Here is a 20,405-nt window from a genome sequence, read left to right as displayed (position 1 = left end):
CCTCTGGGAGTACACGCGGGATATCGGAGCCCCACCCCTCATTCAAGTCCGTCACCCGGCCGCGTGTCCCCCGGCGCGCCCGGGTGGAGTCACGGTCCGAGCGGGCCTCTGGCCCTGGGGACGTGCCCTCGCGGCGCTGCTAGGGGCCGCGAGGGTTGTCCGGATGCGTCATCGGGGCTCGTGGGCGACGTAGAGGTCGACCTGCTCCTTCACCTTGTTGGCGAAGTCGGGGTTGAGGCGCTCCAGGATGGCCCACTCCAGGTCCAGGTTGCGGCGGATGTTGGCGCGAGCGGAGCGCGTCTGGAGTTCGGGTTCGGAGGCGATGAGCTCGGCGGGGGTGGCGTTGGGTTTGTCGTCGATGGTGGCGCTCGTCGTCTGGCGCAGGCCGAAGGGCAGTGCCTGTGTCCTGGCGAAGGTGGTGGCGGCCATCTCGTAGGCGCGCACGACGAAGCGCCCGTCCGCGCGGACGCGGCCCTCGACGTAGAGGCGCGACCAGCTGGAGCCCATGTCGTAGTTGCCGCTCACCTTCCACGGCGTCTGGAGGAAGTAGGGGTCGGTGCTGGGCAGCAGCGCGTAGCCGCGCTCACCGAGCTCCGCCTCCGCGGCCTTCATCACCTGCATGGCGGGCAGGTCGTAGACGACGAGCCCGCTGGTCCGACCGAGCAGCGCCTTCTGAGGACTGCTGGCGCAGCCGGATGCGCACACGACCGCCGCCAGGCCCGCGCATACGGCGAGCCACCGTCTCGTCATCGTCATCGTCGCCTCGTTCCCGGGTGTGGCCGCGTGCGGAGGGTGACTCGCCTCACACGCGGGACGTCCTGAACAACGCGGACGCGCGCGCGGCATATCGCGCGGCGCAGGCGGTGCGAGGTCGTCAGGCGCCAATCCTCGGATGTGCCAGGGGCTGCGCGGCGCAGGCGGCGCGAGGTTGTCAGGGGCCAATCCTCGGATGTGCCAGGCGCGGCGCAGGTGGCGCGAGGTCGTCAGGCGCCAAGCCTCGGATGTGCCAGGGGCCGCGCGGCGCAGGCGGCGCGAGGTCGATTCAGACGCCCTGCCTCGGATGTGTCAGGGACCGCGCGGCTCGGGTGGTGCCACGATTCGAGCGTGCGCCAAGCCTCGGATGTGCCAGGGACCGCACGGCTCGGGTGGTGCCACGGTTCGAGCGTGCGCCAAGCCTCGGATGTGCCAGGGACCGCACGGCTCGGGTGGTGCCACGGTTCGGGCGTGCGCCCTGCCTCGTGAGTGACGTCAGTGCATGCACCTGCGCCGGCATGCTCGAGGGCCCGCAGGTCTGTGCCACGCTCACGTGCCGGACGCGCGTGCCGGCCGAGGTGGCCGAAGCGCTCAGTGATGGGGCGTGCGAGGCGCGGCGGCGCGCGCGAGCCTGTCGCGCACCGCGATGCCCAGGCCGCTGGCCGAGGGCAGACAGGCCACGAGCACGTCGTGTCCCTTCTCGTCCGCCTCGCGCAGCCTCGCGTACAACACGCGCGCCGCGCCCGCCGGGTCCTCCGGCACGTCGAAGCGCGGCACATCCCCCGGCAGCTCCAGCCCTCGCGGCCCGAGCACGCCGACGCTCAACCCCTGCTCCCTCAATGCACGCACGCGGGCCGCGGCCTCTGTGGGCTCCGCGAGCACCACGCCCGCGCGGGGCGCGTAGTGCGACTCCAGCGAGCCCGACACGCGGACCTTGGAGGCCACGCGCACAGGCACCGGATGCCCCAGCACCCGCTCGATGGCCTCGGCCGACAGTCCGCCTGGCCGCAGGATGGCGGGCGAGCCGGAGCTCAAATCGACGATGGTGGACTCGACGCCCACGTCGCACGGTCCGCCATCCAACACGAGGTCCACGTCGCTCCCCAGGTCCACGCGCACGTGCTCCGCGGTGGTGGGGCTCACCCGTCCGAAGCGGTTCGCGCTCGGCGCCGCCACGCCGCCGCCCAGGGCCTTGAGCACCGCGAGCGCCACGGGGTGTCCGGGCACGCGCAGGGCCACCGTGTCCTGGCCTCCGGTGATGGCGTCCGTGGCGCGCGACGTGCGCGGGAGTACCAGCGTGAGGGGCCCCGGCCAGAAGGCGTCCGCGAGGCGACGCGCGGCCTCGGGGACCTCCCGGGCCCACGAGGTCAGGTGCTCGACACCCGCCAGGTGGACGATGAGCGGATGGGTGGCGGGGCGACCCTTGATGGCGAAGACACGACGCACGGCCAGCTCGTCCTCGGCGTTGGCCGCCAGGCCATACACCGTCTCCGTTGGCAGGGCGATGACACCACCACTGCGCAGCACTTCCACCGCGCGTTCGACGAGCTCCGGCTTTACCATGCGATGCCGCACTGTCGCGCCAGGAGGCGTCATGAGCAAGTCACTCGTCTTCGAGGCGCGCAGTCGGGCGCCCATCCCCGCGACGGAGCTGTTCGCCTGGCATGCCCGGGAAGGGGCGCTCGCACGGCTGACGCCCCCATGGGAGCGGATGGAACTGCTCGAGCGCACCGGCGACGGCATCCACACCGGCGCCCGCGTCGTCATGCGGATGCGCATGGGCCCCATCCCCCGACGCTGGGTGGCCGAGCACACCGCGTACGTCGAGGGCTCCCTCTTCCAGGACACGCAGGTGTCCGGCCCCTTCTCGAAGTGGGTCCACACCCATCGCATGTGGCCCGAGCCCGCTACCCACTCCTCCATCCTCGAGGACGAAATCGAGTACGTCCTGCCCATGGGCCCGCCAGGCCGGCTCCTCGGAGGCGGCTTCGCGCGCCACACCCTGGAGCGGATGTTCGCCTATCGCCACCGGGTGACGCTCACGGACGCGCGACGCCACGCCGCGTTCGCGGACCAGGGCCCGCTGCGCGTGGCCGTCACCGGCGCGTCGGGGCTCATCGGCTCGGCGCTCCTGCCGCTGCTCACCACCGGAGGCCACCAGGTCCAGCGACTGGTGCGAGGGCGGGCGGACGCCTCGCGGCACGAGGTGGCGTGGGCGCCGGACAAGGGACAGGTGGACACCGACGCGCTGGAGGGCGTGGACGCGGTGGTGCACCTGGCGGGAGCCAATGTCGCCGGCAAGCGCTGGTCCCCCGAGTACAAGGACGCCATCCTCAAGAGCCGCTCCGAGGGCACGCTCACGCTGGCCGAGGCGCTGGCGAAGATGAAGAAGAAGCCCCGCGTGCTGGTGTGCGCGGCCGGCAGCGGCATCTACGGCGACCGGGGTGACGAGCCGCTCACCGAGGAGAGCGCGCCGGGCACGGGCTTCCTCGCGGACGTGTGCCGCGTCTGGGAGGCCGCCACCGCGCCCGCCGAGGCCGCGGGCATCCGCGTGGTGCACCTGCGCATCGGCCCGGTGCTGGACGCGCGGGATGGCGCGCTGGCGAAGATGCTGCCCGCGTTCCTCGCGGGCGGCGGTGGGCCCATCGGCTCGGGGCGCCAGTGGATGGGCTGGGTGTCGATGGAGGACATCCTGGGGCTCATCCACTTCAGCCTCTTCACCCCGGCGGCCCGGGGGCCCATCAACGCCGTGGCGCCGGGCGCGGTGCGGCAGGCGGACTTCGCCCGGACGCTCGGCCGGGTGCTGCGGCGGCCCGCCTTCCTGCCCATGCCCGCGGCCGTCATCAGGACGCTCTTCGGACAGATGGGGCAGGAGGCCCTGCTGTCGGGTGCCCGGGTGCTCCCCAACGCCGCCGAGCGGCTCGGCTACGCGTTCCTCTTCCCGGAGCTGGAGGGGGCGCTGCGCTTCACGCTCGGCCGCACCACGGCGGGCCCGGAGTTCCGCCATGGCTGAGCGGTTCGAGGCTTGACAATCCCCCCTGGGGGGACTGATGGAATGGCCCCCTATGATTCAGGTCGAAGGGCTGACCAAGTACTACGGTGAGCACGCGGCCATCCGGGACCTGGCCTTCACCATCGGCCAGGGAGAGGTCATCGGCTTCCTCGGCCTCAATGGCGCGGGCAAGTCGACGACGCTGAAGGTCCTGGGGTGCGTGCTGTTGCCAACCGCCGGCCGCGTCGTCATCGACGGCCATGACGTGGTGAGCAACGCCCACGAGGTGCGCCAGCGCATCGGCTACCTCCCGGACGTGCCGCCGCTCTACGAGGAGATGACGGTGGGCGAGTACCTGGCCTACGTCGCGCAGCTGCGCGGCGTGACGGCCAGGGACACCCCCGCGCGCGTGGGCGAGGCCGAGGAGAAGACAGGGCTTCGCGAGGTGGACGGCGAGCTCATCTCCACGCTCAGCCACGGCTACCGTCAGCGCGTGGGCGTGGCACAGGCGCTGGTGCACAAGCCCGCGCTGCTCATCCTCGACGAGCCGACGAGCGGCCTGGACCCGCGGCAGATCGTGGAGATGCGCGACGTCATCCGCGGCCTCAAGGGCACGCACACGGTGCTGGTCTCCAGCCACATCCTCCCGGAGATCTCCCAGACGTGTGACCGGCTGCTCATCATCCACAAGGGCACGCTGGTGGCGCAGGGGACGGAGGAGGAGCTGGGCCGGAAGATGGGCGGCGGAGGCTCCGTCGAGGTGGAGGTGCGGGGCGACTCCGCGCGCGCCGTCGAGGTGCTGCGGCCCTTCGGCGAGGTGGAGGTGGGCAGCGCCCGCGACGGGCTGGTGGCGCTGACGCTGCGCGCGTCGCCGGACGTGCGGCCGCGCGTGGCGCAGGCGGTGGTGGGGGCGGGGTTGGAGCTGCTGCGACTGGACGTGGGCGCGGGACACCTGGAGTCCATCTTCCTCAAGCTGACGCATGGTCAGGAGGTGCGCGCGTGAAGGCGCTGCTCATCGCCCGCCGCGAGCTGTCCGGCTACCTGCGCACGCTCAGCGGCTACGTCGTCATCGCGGTCATCCTCGCGTTGAACGGCCTGTTCTTCAACGCGTACGCCCTGGGCGGCGCGAGCAAGCGCTCCGCCGAGGTGCTCTCGCAGTTCTTCTACTACTCGAGCGGCTTCACCATCGTCGCCTCGGTGTTCATCTCCATGCGCCTGCTCGCCGAGGAGCGACAGACGGGCACGCTGCCCCTGCTGTACTCCTCGCCGCTGCGCGACAGGGACATCGTGCTGGGCAAGTTCCTGGCGGGCTTCGCGTTCCTGGCGCTGTACGTGCTGTGCACGCTGTACATGCCGGTGTTGGTGCTGGTGAACGGCAAGGTGTCCTGGGGCCACGTGGGCGCCGGCTACCTGGGGCTGTTGCTGCTGGGCAGCGCGTCCCTGGCGGTGGGCACGTTCGGCTCGGCGCTGGCGAAGAACCAGCTGCTCGCGGCGATTACCTCCGCGGTGATGCTGGTGGCGCTCATCCTCTGCTGGTTGCTCGCGCGAATCACGGAGCAGCCGCTGGCGGACGTGTTCAGCGCGATGTCGCTGTGGAACCAGCACTTCCCGCCGTTCCAATCGGGGCTCGTGCACGTGCGTGACGTCGTCTACTACCTGGTGGTCACCTACGTGGCGCTGTTCGCGGCCACGCGGGTGCTCGAGGCGCGGAGGTGGCGATGAGCGCGCGCACTTCGGGGAGCGGGCTCATGGCGACGCTGGCCTTCGTGGCGGGCCTGCTGGCCGTCTTCATCGGCGAGCGCATCCTGGGCGTGGGGACGGGCCGCGGGCTCTTCTCCGGGCTCGGCGTGGCGCTGGCGGTGGGCGCGACGGCGTGGCGGTTCGTGGGCTCGCGCGGCGCGAGCCTCGACCGTCGCCGCGTGGATGGCTGGGTGCTGGGCCTGTACGGGCTGGGGCTTCTGGCGCTGGGGCTCTACTTCCTCCAGTCGGACCTGGGCCTGTCCCTGTTCGACGCCCCCCTGTCGCAGAAGGCGCCGAAGCTGGCGGTGATGCTGGCGGCGCTGTTCCCCGCGCTGCTCGCGTGCTGCCTGGTGCCGCTGGCGCTGGTGGAGGTCGCGACGCAGGCCATGGCGCGCGCGCCGGTGATGGAGACGGGCCGGGCCCGCAGCGCGCTGTACTCGGGGCTGGGGCTGTCCTTCGTGCTCGTGTTCGCGTTCGCCACCATGTACGTCGTCACGCAGGCGAACACGACCTGGGACCTGTCGTACTTCCGCACGGCGAAGCCCGGTGACTCCACGCGCAAGGTGGTGCGCGGGCTCAACGAGCCGCTCCAGGTCATGCTCTTCTTCCCGCCCGCGAACGAGGTGGGCGAGGCGGTGGGGCAGTACTTCCGCGACCTGTCGGTGGAGAGCCCGGGGCTGCTCAGCGTGGAGCGGCTGGACCAGGCGGTGGAGCCCGCGCGCGCGAAGACGCTCGGCGTGCACAACAACGGCACCATCGTCCTGGCGCGCGGTGAGCGCAAGGAGCCCTTCACGGTGGGCCTGGAGCTGGACCGCGCGCGGGGACAGTTGCAGCGGCTGGACCAGGAGGTGCAGCGGCGCCTCTTGACGGTGGCCAGGCCCCGCCGCGTCGTCTACTTCACCGCGGGCCATGGCGAGCGCGCGGAGACGCGGCCGGTGCCCGGGGAGATGCCGAAGCCGTCCGTGGCGCAGCTCAAGGAGTTGCTGCGCGCGCAGAACGTGGACGTGCGTCCGCTGGGCGTCGCGGAGGGACTGGGCCGCGAGGTGCCTGGGGACGCGGCGGCGCTGGTGGTGATGGGCGCCACGCGCGACTTCCTCCCCGAGGAGCTCACCGCGGTGCGCGAGTACCTGTCACGGGGCGGGCGGCTGTGGATGGCGCTGGAGCCGGAGGGCCCCAGCTTCGAGGCGCTGCTCGCGCCCATGGGGCTGAAGTACCTCGGCACGCCGCTGGCGAACGACCAAGTGTACTTCCGCACCGCCCGTCAGCAGAGCGACCGCGGCAACCTGGGCACGGCGAGCTTCAGCTCGCACCCGTCCGTCACGTCGCTGTCCGCGATGGCGGGCCAGTCCCCCGTGGCCTTCCTGGGCGCGGGCGCGCTGGACCAGCTCCAGCCGCTGCCCAACGGCGTCATGCACGACATCTCCGTGCGCGCGCATGGGGCCACCTTCGCGGACGCCAACGGCAACTTCAGCCCGGACCCGGGCGAGATGCGCCGCACCTGGCCGCTGGTGGTGGCGGTGGAGGAGCCCGCCGCCAAGGGCAAGGAGCCGATGCGCGCGGTGGTGATGGCGGACGCGGACGTGGTGAGCGACGTGGTGCTGCCCAACATGGGCAACGCGTACCTCGCGGTGGACACCCTGCGGTGGCTGACGGGCGAAGAGGCCGTCGCCGGCGCGGTGTCGTCGGAGGAGGACGTGCCCATCCAGCACACCCGCGAGCAGGACGTGGCGTGGTTCTACGCCACCGTGTTCCTGGCGCCGGCGCTGGTGCTGGCCGTGGGCTTCGTGACGACGCGGCGGCGGGGCCGCCGTGCTCCGCGCGCCAGCGTGGCGGCGGGAGGTGAGCGATGAAGGCCCGGGACCTGGCCCTGCAGGGCGCCCTCGCGGTGGTGGCGCTGGTGGCCGCCTACCTGGTGTGGCAGCGCGCTCCGGCGGGCGCCCCTGGTGACGTGACGGTCGTGGAGCTGCCGGCGCGCGCGCTGGACAAGGTGCGCTACGAGGATGAGGCGCGCTACGTGGAGCTGTACCGCGACTCGCAGGACCGGGACGCGCTCTGGGTCCGCCTGGGCTTCAAGCCCGCGAAGCCGCTGCCCCCGGTGGAGGGTGTCGCCGACGCGTCCGCCGACGGTGGCCCGGCCACGGATGGCGGCTCCGGCGCGGCGTTGGCGCAGGGTGCGGCCGACGCGGGGACGCAGCCCTCGGCGCAGCCGCCTCCGCCTCCTCGCGACATGCGGGCCAACGAGGTCGCCCAGAAGCTCTATCCGCGCTTCGCTCCGCTGCGTGCCACGCGCTCGTTGGGCGTGCTCGACGAGAAGAAGCTGGCGGAGGTGGGGCTGACGGGCTCGCAGCGCAAGCTGACGCTGACGTTGGGTGGCAGGACGGAGTCGTTCACGCTCGCGTCGATGACGGGCGGGTGGGGGACGCCCTACCTGCGCCGTGACTCGGACGGACAGGTGTTCCTGCTCGGCCCCGCGTTGCTGCCGGACCTGGAGAACGCGACGACGCGCCTGGTCGACCGGCGGCTGCATGTCTTCGATTTGGGCGAGTTCGACTCGGTGGTCATCTCGTCGGGCGGCTCGTCGCGCGCGTTCGTGGCGAGCGGCAAGGCGCCCAACCCGGTGACGCTTTCGCCGGAGGAGTCGCCGGACAAGCCGGACGAGTTCACCCGCAACTGGCATGACCGCGTGTGGCGGCTGGTGCCGTTGGACCTGCTGGGCCGCGACGAGCAGCCTCCGGGGGGCGAGCCGAAGGAGTCCTTCCGCGTGGAGTACCGGCGCGGTGGCAAGCCGGTGGGCGAGCTGACGGTGGCGCGCGCGACGGATGGCTTCTACGCGCGCACCGAGCACACGCCAGGGTGGGTCCGGCTGCACGCGGGCGTGGACCCGCTGGCCGCCGAGGCCGCGCGGGTGACGACGCCGGTGTCCTCAGCCGGCGGTCCGTGACACCCGGGGCTCCAGGGCGTCGGCGCGGCCCAGTCGCACGTCGACGAAGCTGTACGGCGCCCAGGGGCCGGTGAAGCGGAAGGTGTAGAGGTCCGAGCGCGCCGCGAGCATCCGGACCTTCGCCTCGAAGGCGGGGCCGTCGCGGCGGGCGACGAGGAAGGCCGCGTTGAGCAGCATGCGCTCGCCCACGGGCGCGTCGGTGCGAGACGCCGCCGCCAGCGGGCGCAGGCCCTCCAGCATGGCCGCCATGTCCAGCGCGGCGCGCAGCTCCACCGCGCGCCCCAGTCGCTGCTCGTGCTCGACCTCCGACTCGTCCCCGCGCCGACGCAGCGCCTCGTCCTCCAGCTCCATGCGTCGGTTCAGGTGCTCGCGGTGGTAGAGCACCTTGAGCCCCAGCTCCACCTTGCCCTCCAGCGCGGTGAGCACGGAGGTGAGCGCCTCCTGCGTGGAGCGCAGCATGGCGCGCACGTCGGCCTCCGAGCCCAGCACGGTGCCGAAGGCCACGGGCAGCAGCGTGTGCTCGCGCAGCACCACCTCGGCGGCGCGCTGGTGCGCCAGCAGATGGGCCCGCGTCGGGTCCACCCTGCGCGAAGGCGTGGAGGACACCAGCGCGGCCAGCCCCCCCTCGCGCACGGCGCGCACGTGGCAGGGCGGCATGCCCAGGCCGATGGGACCGAAGTCCAGCGGGCCGTCGGCGCGCACCACGCCGTAGAGATACTGGGGCCCCGCGAGCTCCTCGGCCGTGGGGGCGTCCGGCTGGGGGCGAGCGCTCTTGCCCTGAGGGTCGGCCCGCACCTCCCGAGTGCTTGGGGCTGCGGACCGCATGGGGCGAGGGCTGTCGCCGCCTCGCGCGGGAGCGGCCTCACTTAGGATGACGGCCCCCCCGGTGCTCTCGAGCAGCGCTACGTCCCGCGAACCGTCGGGTGTCACACCGACGATGTGGCTCTCGGGCATCACCTGGGGCGGGACGTCGGGCGTCAGCGTGTCCGAGCTGGTGTGGGCAGTCCTGCTCCCGCGAGCGAGCGCTGCCTCCCCCAAGGCCGTATTGTCATCCGCGCCGCGACTCGCGGGTGTCAGCCTCCGTGTGGACGCAGCCTTGCTCCCGCGTGAGGGCACCAGCTCCGGAGAGACATCGGACGTGGGCGTCACCTCTCGCGTGACAGCGGCCTTGCTCCCACGGGACAGCGTCGTCGCTCGCGGCTCGGGCCGCTCCGCCTTGCCGCCACGCGCGGGCGTGTCGGGAGCAACGGAGGTCCGCGGAGGCGCGGCGCGGGACGCGGAGCCCCCCGGGCGCTTCGCCTCGGCGGTGGGCGCCGCGCGTCGGACGCGGGAGGGCTTGGGCGAGGCGGCGCCTCGTCGGGAAGAGGCCTTGCTGGGAGGACGGGGGGACCGGGACACGGCACGCCTCAGCGAATCGCGGCGCCTCCGCGCCGGGCGAGGATGGTCCGCACCTCCGCCACGAGCTCGTCGGGCAGGCACGGCTTGGTGACGAAGGAGTCGCACCCCGCGCCCTTCGCTTCATCGGACTGGCCCGTCATCGCATGCCCCGTGAGCGCGACCACGGGGATGGTGCGCGTGCGCGCGTCGTTCTTCAGCCGCCGCGTCGCCTCCCACCCATCGATGATGGGCAACGACAAATCCATCAGGATGATGTCCGGCGTGAGCGCGAAGGCCTGGTCCAGCGCCTCCTGCCCGTTCCTCGCCTGCGCCACGCGGAACCCGGAGAACTCCAGGTACTCCGCGTACATCTCACGCGCGTCATCGTAGTCGTCCACGACGAGCACGAGCGGCTTGAGATTCGGGGAGGGATTCGTCATGTCCGCCTCGGGCGTCGTGGGAAGTGCAGCGTGAAGGCCGACCCCTGCCCCTGGGTGCTCTGGAGGGTGACGCGCCCCCCCAGCATGTCGGCCAGACGTCTGCAGATGGACAACCCCAGGCCCGTGCCTCCATAGGCGCGGGTGGGCGAGCTGTCCACCTGTTGGAAGTCCTCGAAGATCTTCTCCTGGTCCGCCGGGGCGATGCCAATCCCCGTGTCCTCCACGCAGATGGTGAGCATGGAAGATGACGGCTGGTACTCCGCCACCACCTTCACCGTGCCCTCGTGCGTGAACTTCAGGGCATTGGACAGCAGGTTGAGCACCACCTGCTTCACCTTCTGACGGTCGCTGTGCACCGGCGGCAGCCGCGCGCCCAGGTGCGTCGTCACCGTCAGCTTGCTGCGCGCGATGATGGGGTCCATCTCCGCCATCACCTCCTGGAGCAGCTCCGGGATGACGAAGTCCGACAGGTGCAGCGGCATCCGCCCCGCCTCGATGCGGGTGATGTCCAGGATTTCGTTGATGACCTCCAGCAGGTGCCGGCCATTGGAGTCGATGCGCGTGAGGTTGCGCTTCTGCGGCGCGGTCAGCTCCCCGGACACGCCCTGCAGCAGCATGTTCGTGTAGCCGAGGATGGCGTTGAGCGGCGTCCTGAACTCGTGGGACATGTTGGCCAGGAACTGGGACTTGGCCGCGCTGGCCTGCTCCAGTTGGATGGCCTGACGGCGCAGCTTCTCGTTCTGCTCCGCCAGCTCCGCGGTGGCCACCTGCACGCGCGCCTCCAGCAGCGTGGAGACCTCCTTGAGCCGCTCGAGCAGCCGCGCCTTCTCCAGCGCCTCGCCCCGGTCCTGGAAGAGCGTGACGATGCCCGTCAGCTCCCCGCCTTCGCCCAGCACCTTGCTCGCCACCGCCTCCACCGGCAGGGTGGCGCCGCTCGTCGGGTCCACCAGGCTCAGGTGCCCGCGCCAGCGGGGACTGCCGCCCGTGTCCAGCACGTTGGCGAGGAACGACACGAACGTCGCGTGGTTGGAGCGCACGCGGCGCTGCGCTGCGCGGCCTCCCTCGGGCGGCAGCGAGAAGAGCCGCTCGGCCGGCTCGTTCATCATCACCGTGACGCCGGACGGGTCCGACAGGATGATGGGGTCCGCCACGGAGTCCAGCACCCGGTCCAGCCGGTGGCGCTCGCTGCGCGCCTCGCGCTCGGTGGCGCGAAGGCGCCGGTAGCTCTCACCCAACGCCTGCGTCGCGCGGCCCAGGTCCGTCACGTTGCGCAGCACGCTGACCATGGCCTCGCGGCCGTCCGGCTCGTACACCCGCGTGCTGACCATCTCGAAGAGCAGGTCCAGCCCCTCCACGGGGTCCACCAGCGGCACCTCGCGCCAGCTCACCCCGGGCTGGCCGCCGCTGGCGCTGCTCGCCACCGCGGCGGAGAACACGCGCTGGTTGAGGTGCACGGCGCGGCGGCGGCCGTGGCTCGCGTCGGGGCCCGCCATCAGCAGCGCCTCCGCGCGCGCGTTGGCCAGGCGCGCGCGTCCCTCCAGGTCCGTCAGCAGCACCGGGTCCGTCACCGCGTCGATGATGCGGCGGAACAGCTCCGAGCCCCCCGCGGCGAGCGGACCGGACGTGGCCTGGCGCGCGAGGAAGGGCCCCGCGTGCCCGGCGACCCAGGCGACCTCGGCGGGCAGCTCGGGGGTGCTCGCCCAGACCAGCAGCAGGCCCACGGGGGATGCGCCCGCGCGTCCCAGCGGCACGGCGAACAGGCCCTGCGCGCCAGGGGAGGGCAGGGGCGCGCGCTCCTTCGGGAAGAAGCGCGGCACGGCCTGGGTGAGCACGTCCGCCAGCGGGTGCGTGGAGTCGGCGTCGGACCACGCGGCGAGCGCCGCCTGCTGGGCCTCGCAGAGCCCCTGCGCGGCCAGGCAGGTCATCCGGGCTCCGGGCTCCTCGCGGGCCACGCAGGCCGCGGCGAGCGCCTGGGCATGCGCGGGCAGCCACTCCACCACGGCCCGGGCACACCCTCTCGCGGACTCGCAGGCGAGCAGCTGCTCGGCCAGGGCGAGGCGCGCGTCGACGGAGGAGGCGGGGGCTGGGGCGAGCGGGGCGTACGAGACCAATGCGTCAGGCTCCAGGAGGAAGTCGAGGTGTGTCGTCAGCAGGAGGGGTGTCTTCGACGCGAAGCTCCAGGGAGGTCACCACGACGGGCGCGCAGGGCTCGGGGGCGTCCGGTGGGACGGTGCCGTCCCAGCGCAGGCCGCGGTCCAGGACCCGGTCCATCACATCGACGAGGCTGGTGCTCCCAGCCAATCTTTCCACCGGCATCCTTCGTGGCTCCCTGGGTACGAGGCAGGGGTCGGGGGGCCGTCCCTGCCTCTATGTATCGCGGGCCGCTCCACCACCCCAGAACCGCTTGGAATCCCGCGTGACTTGCCAACACCCGGCGGCCCGCTCTGTTTGCCCGTTCACATCCGGGGTGGCCCCGACGCCGAGCAGGCGGCCAGGCATGGGCGCCGGCCGCGTCGGGTTATCGCACCTGAGGCGCATCCCTAGTCTTGGGACATGGATGAGACGCGGACGCATCGCTCGCTCTGGACGCTGACCACGCCCACGCGAGACTTCCCCACGCTGCCCGGGGACCTGACGGTGGACGTGGCCGTCATCGGCGGAGGGATGGCGGGCCTCACCACGGCGTGGCTGCTCAAGTGCGCCGGCAAGCGGGTGGTGGTGCTGGAGATGAACCGCATCCTGTCCGGGCAGACGGGGCAGACGACGGCGCACCTCACGGAGCTGCTCGACACGCCCTACGCCACGCTGCGCCGCGACTTCGGGGAGAAGGGCGCCCGGCTGGCGGCGTCCTCCAGCCGCGCCGCGATGGAGCAGATTGCGTCGCTGGTGGAGGAGCTGCGCCTGGACTGCGACTTCCAGCGCGTGCCCATGTTCCAGTACGCGGAGACGGCGCGCGAGCTGCAGTCGCTGGAGGACGAGGTGTCCGCCGCGCGCGATGCGGGGCTGCTCGCCACGCTCACGCAGCGCGTGCCGCTGCCCTTCGCGGTGAAGGGCGCGCTGCGCGTGGAGGACCAGGCCCTGTTCCATCCGCGCAAGTACCTGCTCGGGCTGGCGGACCGCATCCCCGGCGAGGGCTGTCACCTGTTCGAGAACACGCGGGTGCTGGAGGTGCGGGACGGCAAGCCCTGCCGCGTCGTCACGGACCGGGGCGTCGTCACCGCCACCGACGTGGTGGAGGCGACCACGACGCCGCTCAACCGCGTCTTCATGCACACCAAGCTCTTCCCGTACCGCACCTACGCGGTGGCCGGTCCGCTGGACGGAGCGTTGGAGCCCGCGCAGTACTACGACTGCAAGGAGCCCTATCACTACATCCGCACGCAGCCGGTGGACGGGCGCACCTACGTCATCGTCGGCGGCGAGGACCACAAGGTGGGCGCCGAGGAGGACACGGCGCGCTGCTACGCGGCGCTGGAGGACTTCGCGCGCGAGCGCTTCCCGGTGGAGTCCATCACCCACCGCTGGTCCGGTCAGGTCATCGAGCCGGCCGACGGGCTGGCCTACATCGGCCGCGACAGCGCCCGCAAGCACGTCTACGTGGCCACCGGCTTCTCCGGCACGGGGATGACGTTCGGCACGCTGGCGGGGATGCTCCTCACCGACCTCATCCTCGGGCGGGAGAACCCCTTCGCCGCGCTGTACGACGCCACGCGCGTCAAGCCGATGGCGGGCGTGAAGGACTTCATCCAGGAGAACGCGGAGGTGGCCTTCCGCTTCGTCGCGGACCGGCTGGCGAAGCCCGATGGCAAGCACCTGTCCGAGGTGGCTCCTGGTGAGGCCAAGGTCCTGGAGGTGGACGGGCAGAAGGTGGCCGTCTACCGAGAGCAGGACGGCACCTCGCACGCCGTCTCTCCGGTGTGCACGCACCTGGGCTGCCATGTGCATTGGAACGGCGCGGAGCGCTCGTGGGACTGCCCCTGTCACGGCGCGCGCTTCAGCCCCACGGGCAAGGTGCTCAACGGACCCGCGGTGAAGGACCTGCCCTCCCGCAAGCTGCCCACCTGACGCCCGCCACCCGCGCGTCTCCCGAAGTCAGACGAGCCTTGAACCCCGCCGACATGGAGACATGACATGAACGCGATTGAGTTGCTGAAGCAGCAGCATGACGAGGTGAAGAAGCTCTTTGCCCAGTACGGCAAGCTCCCGGACCACGCGGACGTGCGCAGGGGCGAGCTGTTCAAGATGATCGCCGACCGGCTCGCCGCGCACGCCACCATCGAGGAGCTGTACTTCTATCCGGCCACCAAGTCGGAGCGGACCGAGGACGAGCTGCGTGAGGCGGTGGAGGAGCACCTGTCCGCCAAGCGCATCATCGCGGACCTGCTGGAGATGTCTCCGGACGACGAGGAGTTCGACCCGAAGATGAAGGTGCTCCAGGAGCAGATCGAACACCACGTCGAGGAGGAGGAGGGCGAGCTCTTCAAGAAGGTCCGCAAGCTCTTGTCCAAGGAGCAGCTCGAGGACCTGGGCATCCTGATGGAGCAGCAGTTCGAGGAGTTGATGGAGGACGAGCCCCGCAACAACGTCCCCGCCGAGACGGACCACGCGGCGCCGCTGTAGGCCGCAAGATTCGGGTTGCGCGGAGCGGCCGGAGCGGCAGCATGGGGTTTGTCCATGCCCCGCCCCGCCTCCTCCGCTCCGCGCCTGCCCGAAGCCTTCACCCCGAGCGCCCGCCGTGCCCTCGCGCGCGCCGACCCGACGCTGGGCGCCCTGATGAAGCGCGTGGGCGCCTTCCGCATGGAGTTGAGCCCGCTGCACAGCCCGTTCGCGGCGCTGGCGCGCTCCATCGTCTTCCAACAGCTGCACGGCAAGGCCGCGGCGACCATCTTCGAGCGCGTCAGCGCTCAGGTGGGCACGGGCCGTGACTTCACTCCGGAGGCCCTGCTCGCGACGCCGGAGAAGGCGCTGCGCGAGGCGGGGCTGTCCGCCAACAAGATGGCCGCGCTCCAGGACCTGGCGCGCAAGACGCTGGATGGCACGGTGCCGCCGCTCGCGCGGGTGCGCCGGATGAGCGACGAGGCCCTCATCGAGCACTTCACCCAGGTGCGGGGCATCGGCCAGTGGACGGTGGAGATGCTGCTGATGTTCCGGCTCGGCCGCCCGGACGTGCTGCCGGTGGACGACTTCGGCGTGCGCAAGGGCTTCATGCTCGCGTACGGCCTGGAGGAGATGCCCAGGCCGAAGGCGCTCCTGGAATACGGCGAGCGCTGGCGGCCCTGGCGCTCGGTGGCGAGCTGGTACATGTGGCGCGCCACGGAGCTGAGCTGGGAGCCGTCCGAGGGCTGAGCGGCGCCCCTCGCGCTTCATGGCGAGTGAGCGAGCGGGGGGCTCGCTGATGACGCGCCTTGCCGCACGGCGCTGGCGTCCTCACCCGTAGATGAAACGGGAGAGACGCCCTCATGCGAGCATTGACCTACCAGGGACCCTTCAGGGTCCGAGTGGAGAACAAGCCGGACCCCCGGCTGGAGCACCCCCAAGACGTCATCCTGCGGGTGACCAAGAGCGCCATCTGTGGCTCGGACCTGCACCTGCTGCACGGGCTGGTCCCGGACACCCGGGTGGGCCACACCTTCGGGCACGAGTTCACCGGCGTGGTGGAGGAGACGGGCACGGAGGTCTCCCAGCTGCGCAAGGGCGACCGCGTGGTGGTGCCCTTCAACATCTCGTGCGGCGGCTGTTTCTATTGTGAGCGGGGGCTCACGGCGCTGTGTGAGAACAGCAACCCCTCCAGCGACGTGGCGTGCGGCGTGTATGGCTATTCGCACACGACGGGCGGCTACGACGGTGGCCAGGCCGAGTACGTGCGCGTGCCGTACGCGGACGTGGGGCCCCTGAAGATTCCGGACGACATGGAGGACGAGGAGGTGTTGTTCCTCGGTGACATCCTGCCGACGGGCTACATGGGCGCGGAGATGGGCGAAATCAAGGGCGGCGAGACGGTGGTCGTCTTCGGCGCGGGCCCGGTGGGGTTGTTCGCCATGCGCTCGGCGTGGCTGATGGGCGCGGGCCGCGTGGTGGCGGTGGACTGCGTGCAGTACCGGCTCGACTTCGCGGAGCGGTTCGCGAAGGTGGAGACGGTGAACTTCCAGGAGGTGGGGGACGTCGTCGCCTACCTCAAGGAGATGTTCGAGGGCCGGGGCCCGGACGTGTGCATCGACGCGGTGGGCATGGAGGCCGAGGGCTCCACGACGCACCGGGTGATGGGCCTGGGGATGAAGCTGGAGGCGGGTGCTCCCACGGTGCTCTCGTGGTGCATCGATGCCGTGCGCAAGGGCGGCAATGTCTCCATCGTCGGCGTGTATGGACCGCCGTGGAACGTGATGCCGATTGGCACCGCGATGAACAAGGGGCTCACGCTGCGGATGAACCAGTGCAACGTGCGCCGCTACATGCCGCACCTCCTGAAGCACATCCGGGAGGGGCGCATCGATGCGAAGGCCATCATCACCCACCGGTTCGGGTTGGAGGATGCGCCGGAGGCCTACCACCTGTTCGCCCAGAAGCGTGACGGCTGCGTCAAGTGCGTCCTCACGCCGGGCCATGCGTGACGAGAGGGAGTGAAGCCATGCCGGATAGACCTGTACCTGGCGCCGCCGCGGACCTGGATTTCTCCAGCCGCCCCGGCGTCCCGATGGAGACACTGCCGCATCCCTTGCCGGGGGCTCGGATGCCCATCCGGTTCCAGCACTCGCCGGTGCGAGTGTTCAAGCACCCGGGACGGGCGCAGCTGCCGCCGGTGTATGGAACGGCGCAGCCGCCGAAGGGGCTGAGTGGGGTGTTGCGCCGCGTGGCCTATGGGTTCCCGGACCACAAGGCCCGCCACTGGATGGTGTTGTTGCTGGCGGACCGGGTGGATGTCTGGGAGCACCGCCTGGCGAAGGTGCTGCCGTGGGCGCTGCCCACCGCGGGGGTGCTGGCGCTCACCCACACCGTGTGGCGCAAGTGGGCGCGCGCGTGAGGTGAGGTGGGGCCCGGTGTGGCGCCGGGGTGGGGGAGACCCGGCGCCAAGGGGAGGCGACATCCAGGCCTGTTCTCTGTGAGGATTCCCGGGAATGCCTCCCTCGAAGCCGCCACCTCGACGTCCCGCCGCGAAACCCTCGGGGGCGAAGCCCCCTGCGGAGGCCGCGAAGAAGACCGCGCGGAAGCCCGAGGCGGGTGGGGCCGCGACGCCGGGCGTGGCGACCCAGCGAGGACAGGCGAAGCCCGTCGCGAAGACGGCGAAGGCCGCGAAGACGGCGCCGAATGCCTCGGGTCAGAAGACTGTCGCGAAGGCTGGTGTGTCTCCTTCCGAGGGGAAGGCGGTCGCGAAGACGGTGGGGGCGAAGGCCGCCGTGACGTCCGCGGCGCCGCCCTCGGAAGGGAGGGGCGTCAAGAAGACAGCGATTGCCGGAGCGCAGGTCGCTGAGACGCTTGCGGCGCCCGTCTTGGTCCCTTCCAACGGGAAGGCCACCACGAAGACGGCGGAGCCCGGGGGGCTGTTGTTGGAGGAGGCCGCCATGAAGGGGGCGCCACAGCTCGTCGCGGCGCCTCCAGACGAGAACGTCGCTGAGAAGACGACGGATGCGGTGAAGGTTGTCCGGCGACTCGTCATGGTGTCCGCGGAAGAGGGCGCCGGCGCGACGAAGGATGGGGCGAAGGCGGGTGTCCCGCGGCGCGCGCCGGAGTCTTCGGAAGAGAGCGGCGACGCAGACAACGTGCTGCCTGCCTCGGGCGAGAAGACAGAGGCCGCGCATGACGTGCGTGAGCTGGCGAGGGCCCTCGAAGTCGACGCCACCCGCGAGGAGGAGGTCCCCGCGCCTCGTGTCTCCGCGCATCCGCATGAGCGGCCCCCGCTGCCCGTCGGAGCGCTCGACGCGGACGTGCTCCCCATCGCGGCGCTCGAACCCCTCGATGGCGCGTTCACGGGCGCGCCGCTGCTCCTCCACGCGAGCCCCGAGCCGATTCGGACCTCCGGAGTCCTCGGCACGACGATGGGGCGCATCGTGCCTGGCAAGAGCGAGGGCGGCTTCACGTTCGCCGGCCAGGCCCGCCTGTTCCTTCGCGCCGTCAATCGCGTCGGCGAGACCTTCGCGCGAGCTGAACAGGGACAGGTGACGCAGACCCTGCCCCCGACGGGCACGCAGCGCTGCTCCATCGTGCTGCGAAACACCTCGGGCCGCCCCATCCACCTGCGGCTCGCGGGCGTCGTCTTCTCCAGGTACCTCACGCCCCAGTTCCCCGCGAACGCGCGCGGCGAGCCCTTCAATCCAGATGAGCAGGACGCGCTCGCCGAGGACCTCACCGGACTCGTCGACTCGGCGTCAGGAAAGGTCCCCGACCCGGAGGGGCTCTTCTTCCGTGGTCCTCACGCCGTGCTCGCCTCGGGCTTCCTCGATGCGCGCGTCGACCCGCGCCCCCAGGACGAGCGCGAAGCCGAGCCGCTGCTCCGCGAGGACCTCGACCTGGCTCACCTCGACGACGTGCGTCTGGGCACACGCGGACGCATCGAGGCCGCCCTCACCGTGCAGCCCGGTGACGCCGTGCTCGTCCTCGCCGCGCGCCATGAAAAGGGCGGCACGCTCCAGGCGCTCCTGGACTTCACGGCCGTGGATGCGAAGGGGCAGCTCGACGTGGGCGCGAGGTTCCGGCTGGCCACCGTGTCCAGCCCGCTGCCCCTCACTGCGGACGAGCTCACCGCCATCTCCCGCGGAGAGCACCCCATGGCCAGCGCGGGAACGGACGCACCCGAGACGAGCGCCCCAGCGTTTCCTCCCCATCAAGGTGTGCTCGAGGCCGGCAGTGTCTTCGTCGGCGGCCGCACGGTGCGCCTGTCCGCGGGCCAGCGCGCCGGAGACCTCGTCATGTCCATGCCCGGCAGACACGGTGGCGTCTGGCCCGATGCCGCGCCCCTGACGCCGACCGCGCGCGAGCCCGAGCCGAGAACGCCCCGGACCCACGAGGGAGCCCGAGGCATCTCGTACGCGCTGACGTACACCCTGGAGAACGCCGACGCCGAGCCGCGCGAGGTGGAGCTGCTGCTCACCTCCCCGCGCCGTCATCCCTCGGAACAGTTCTTCCCGCAGGCCGGCGTGCTCACCCTCGCCATGAACGTCGACGGTGAGCGCCTGGACGCTCGCGTCAACCAGCGGGGCGAGGGGCGGGTGCTCGCGTGCTTCGAGCTGCCGCCCGAGGGCCGGCGTGAAGTCCGACTCGAGTGGACCCACGCGGGAGGCACCTTTCCTCCCGCGGGCCTCGAGTGGCGCATGCGCGCCGGCTGAGGACTACTCCGACCAGGTCGTCACTCGCACCATGCGCACGAAGCGGCGGTCCGTGCTCACCGCGGCGATGTAGTAGCCCGCCGTGTCGCCAGGACCGCCACCGCCGCAGTACGTCCGGCAGTACCAGCTCGCGGAGTAGCGCCGGTTGCTGTTGCGGGAGCTCTGCGTGATGAACGCCAGCGCGCCATCCACCTCGTCGGAGTTGGGCAGGCCGTTGTCCGTCTGCGACGTCAGCTCGGCGAGCAGCTCCTGGACGGTGATGGGGTGGAAGTTGCGCGGATACCCATGGCGGAAGGCCGCGCCGGCCTTGTAGTTGAGCGTGGCCTGGTTGGCGACGCCCTGGCCGTTGGGGATGTAGCCCTCCATGATCTCCGTGGAGACCGTCAGCGGCCCGGTGGCGCCGAAGTAGTCCGCCGGGGTCTGCGGGAGGACGTCGAGCCACAGCGGCGCATGCGTGGTCGCGCCGTCGTTCAGCTCGTGGGTGTCGATGAGGTACTTCATCGCGGTGGCCGTCACGCCCACGTTGAAGGGCGGGTCGGCGATGCGGTCGGCCAGGTAGGTGCGCTCGGCCGCGTCAATCTTGCTGTCATCCTGGAAGAAGCGGCTGACGGCGCCGCGCATCTCGGTGCGGATGACGGTGACACCTCCCGGGCTCGTGGCGAGACGGGCGGCGGCGATGTCCGCCTCGAAGAGGGGAATCGTGGTGGTGCTGTCCGCGAACGCGGGAGCGGCGGCCAGCAGCGCGGCACCACCCAGCAGCGACTTCAGTGACGAAGAGAACACGCGTTGCTCCTCTCGCGGACTCTCACGTCCACGATGCAAGGGGACGACGCGCGCGTATTCAA

The 20,405-nt window shown here is 71.5% G+C and carries 17 protein-coding genes; 11 read left to right on the top strand and 6 right to left on the bottom strand.

The genetic code is table 11. The features are described from left to right. Positions 1-168 precede the first annotated feature (168 nt). Both OWM54_RS11805 and OWM54_RS11800 read right to left on the bottom strand, forming a co-directional pair. Positions 169-756 carry a hypothetical protein gene (locus OWM54_RS11805; protein WP_223784488.1) on the bottom strand — a complete coding sequence of 196 codons (588 nt, stop codon included), beginning with the start codon at positions 754-756 and terminating at the stop codon, positions 169-171. A gap of 588 nt (positions 757-1,344) precedes the next feature. After that, positions 1,345-2,316, bottom strand: a complete 972-nt coding sequence (locus tag OWM54_RS11800) for an L-threonylcarbamoyladenylate synthase (protein ID WP_267697570.1) — start codon at positions 2,314-2,316, stop codon at positions 1,345-1,347. Between the two features lie 31 nt (positions 2,317-2,347). Between OWM54_RS11800 and OWM54_RS11795 the strand changes: the two genes are divergently transcribed. From OWM54_RS11795 to OWM54_RS11775, 5 genes are read left to right on the top strand one after another with little or no spacing between them, the layout of a single operon-like run. After that, complete coding sequence (locus tag OWM54_RS11795) at positions 2,348-3,766, top strand: TIGR01777 family oxidoreductase (protein ID WP_267697569.1); 1,419 nt, start codon at positions 2,348-2,350, stop codon at positions 3,764-3,766. A 52-nt stretch (positions 3,767-3,818) separates the two neighbouring features. Further along, the gene (locus OWM54_RS11790; RefSeq protein ID WP_141329344.1) at positions 3,819-4,748 is read left to right on the top strand and encodes an ABC transporter ATP-binding protein; all 930 of its coding nucleotides are present in this window, start codon (positions 3,819-3,821) and stop codon (positions 4,746-4,748) included. Next, positions 4,745-5,467, top strand: coding sequence for an ABC transporter permease (locus tag OWM54_RS11785; protein ID WP_141329342.1), 723 nt, complete (start codon positions 4,745-4,747; stop codon positions 5,465-5,467). The genes OWM54_RS11790 and OWM54_RS11785 overlap by 4 nt, the downstream gene beginning before the upstream one ends. Further along, complete coding sequence (locus tag OWM54_RS11780) at positions 5,464-7,335, top strand: Gldg family protein (protein WP_267697568.1); 1,872 nt, start codon at positions 5,464-5,466, stop codon at positions 7,333-7,335. The genes OWM54_RS11785 and OWM54_RS11780 overlap by 4 nt, the downstream gene beginning before the upstream one ends. Further along, a complete protein-coding gene (locus tag OWM54_RS11775) occupies positions 7,332-8,426 on the top strand; it encodes a hypothetical protein (protein WP_267697566.1) in 1,095 nt (364 codons plus the stop codon). Before OWM54_RS11780 ends, OWM54_RS11775 begins: the two co-directional genes overlap by 4 nt. Here the strand turns inward: OWM54_RS11775 and OWM54_RS11770 are convergent. The 3 genes from OWM54_RS11770 to OWM54_RS11760 form a co-directional block, all read right to left on the bottom strand. Continuing rightward, positions 8,409-9,221: a GvpL/GvpF family gas vesicle protein gene (locus OWM54_RS11770; RefSeq protein WP_267697564.1), complete on the bottom strand. Its 813-nt coding sequence runs from the start codon at positions 9,219-9,221 to the stop codon at positions 8,409-8,411. The two genes, OWM54_RS11775 and OWM54_RS11770, sit on opposite strands and share 18 nt — an antisense overlap. Before the next feature lie 611 nt (positions 9,222-9,832). Further along, entirely contained in the window at positions 9,833-10,243 is a 411-nt protein-coding gene (locus OWM54_RS11765) for a response regulator (RefSeq protein ID WP_046711692.1), read from the bottom strand. Continuing rightward, entirely contained in the window at positions 10,240-12,354 is a 2,115-nt protein-coding gene (locus OWM54_RS11760) for a PAS domain-containing sensor histidine kinase (protein WP_370640353.1), read from the bottom strand. The genes OWM54_RS11765 and OWM54_RS11760 overlap by 4 nt, the downstream gene beginning before the upstream one ends. Before the next feature lie 442 nt (positions 12,355-12,796). Here OWM54_RS11760 and OWM54_RS11755 point away from each other — a divergent pair, with 442 nt between their 5' ends. From OWM54_RS11755 to OWM54_RS11730, 6 genes are all read left to right on the top strand, one after another. Further along, a complete protein-coding gene (locus OWM54_RS11755; RefSeq protein WP_267697563.1) occupies positions 12,797-14,308 on the top strand; it encodes an FAD-dependent oxidoreductase in 1,512 nt (503 codons plus the stop codon). Positions 14,309-14,374: 66 nt separating this feature from the next. After that, complete coding sequence (locus OWM54_RS11750; protein WP_267697562.1) at positions 14,375-14,863, top strand: hemerythrin domain-containing protein; 489 nt, start codon at positions 14,375-14,377, stop codon at positions 14,861-14,863. 54 nt (positions 14,864-14,917) lie between these two features. Next, complete coding sequence (locus OWM54_RS11745; protein WP_223747830.1) at positions 14,918-15,589, top strand: DNA-3-methyladenine glycosylase family protein; 672 nt, start codon at positions 14,918-14,920, stop codon at positions 15,587-15,589. A 113-nt stretch (positions 15,590-15,702) separates the two neighbouring features. Next, a complete protein-coding gene (locus OWM54_RS11740) occupies positions 15,703-16,851 on the top strand; it encodes a zinc-dependent alcohol dehydrogenase (RefSeq protein WP_046711697.1) in 1,149 nt (382 codons plus the stop codon). Positions 16,852-16,868: 17 nt separating this feature from the next. After that, positions 16,869-17,261, top strand: a complete 393-nt coding sequence (locus OWM54_RS11735) for a hypothetical protein (protein ID WP_267697561.1) — start codon at positions 16,869-16,871, stop codon at positions 17,259-17,261. Positions 17,262-17,355: 94 nt separating this feature from the next. Next, positions 17,356-19,560 (top strand): hypothetical protein, encoded by a 2,205-nt coding sequence (locus OWM54_RS11730; protein ID WP_267697560.1) that lies wholly within the window; start codon positions 17,356-17,358, stop codon positions 19,558-19,560. Positions 19,561-19,563: 3 nt separating this feature from the next. Here OWM54_RS11730 and OWM54_RS11725 read toward each other — a convergent pair whose 3' ends face one another. Next, positions 19,564-20,343 (bottom strand): hypothetical protein, encoded by a 780-nt coding sequence (locus OWM54_RS11725; protein ID WP_267697559.1) that lies wholly within the window; start codon positions 20,341-20,343, stop codon positions 19,564-19,566. Between the last annotated feature and the right edge of the window lie 62 nt (positions 20,344-20,405).

The sequence above is a fragment of the Myxococcus sp. MISCRS1 genome (assembly GCF_026626605.1).
In the GTDB taxonomy this organism is placed as follows: domain Bacteria; phylum Myxococcota; class Myxococcia; order Myxococcales; family Myxococcaceae; genus Myxococcus; species Myxococcus fulvus.
The sequence above is the reverse complement of the archived record's forward strand: the minus strand, read 5'-3'. Positions and strand labels throughout refer to the sequence as shown.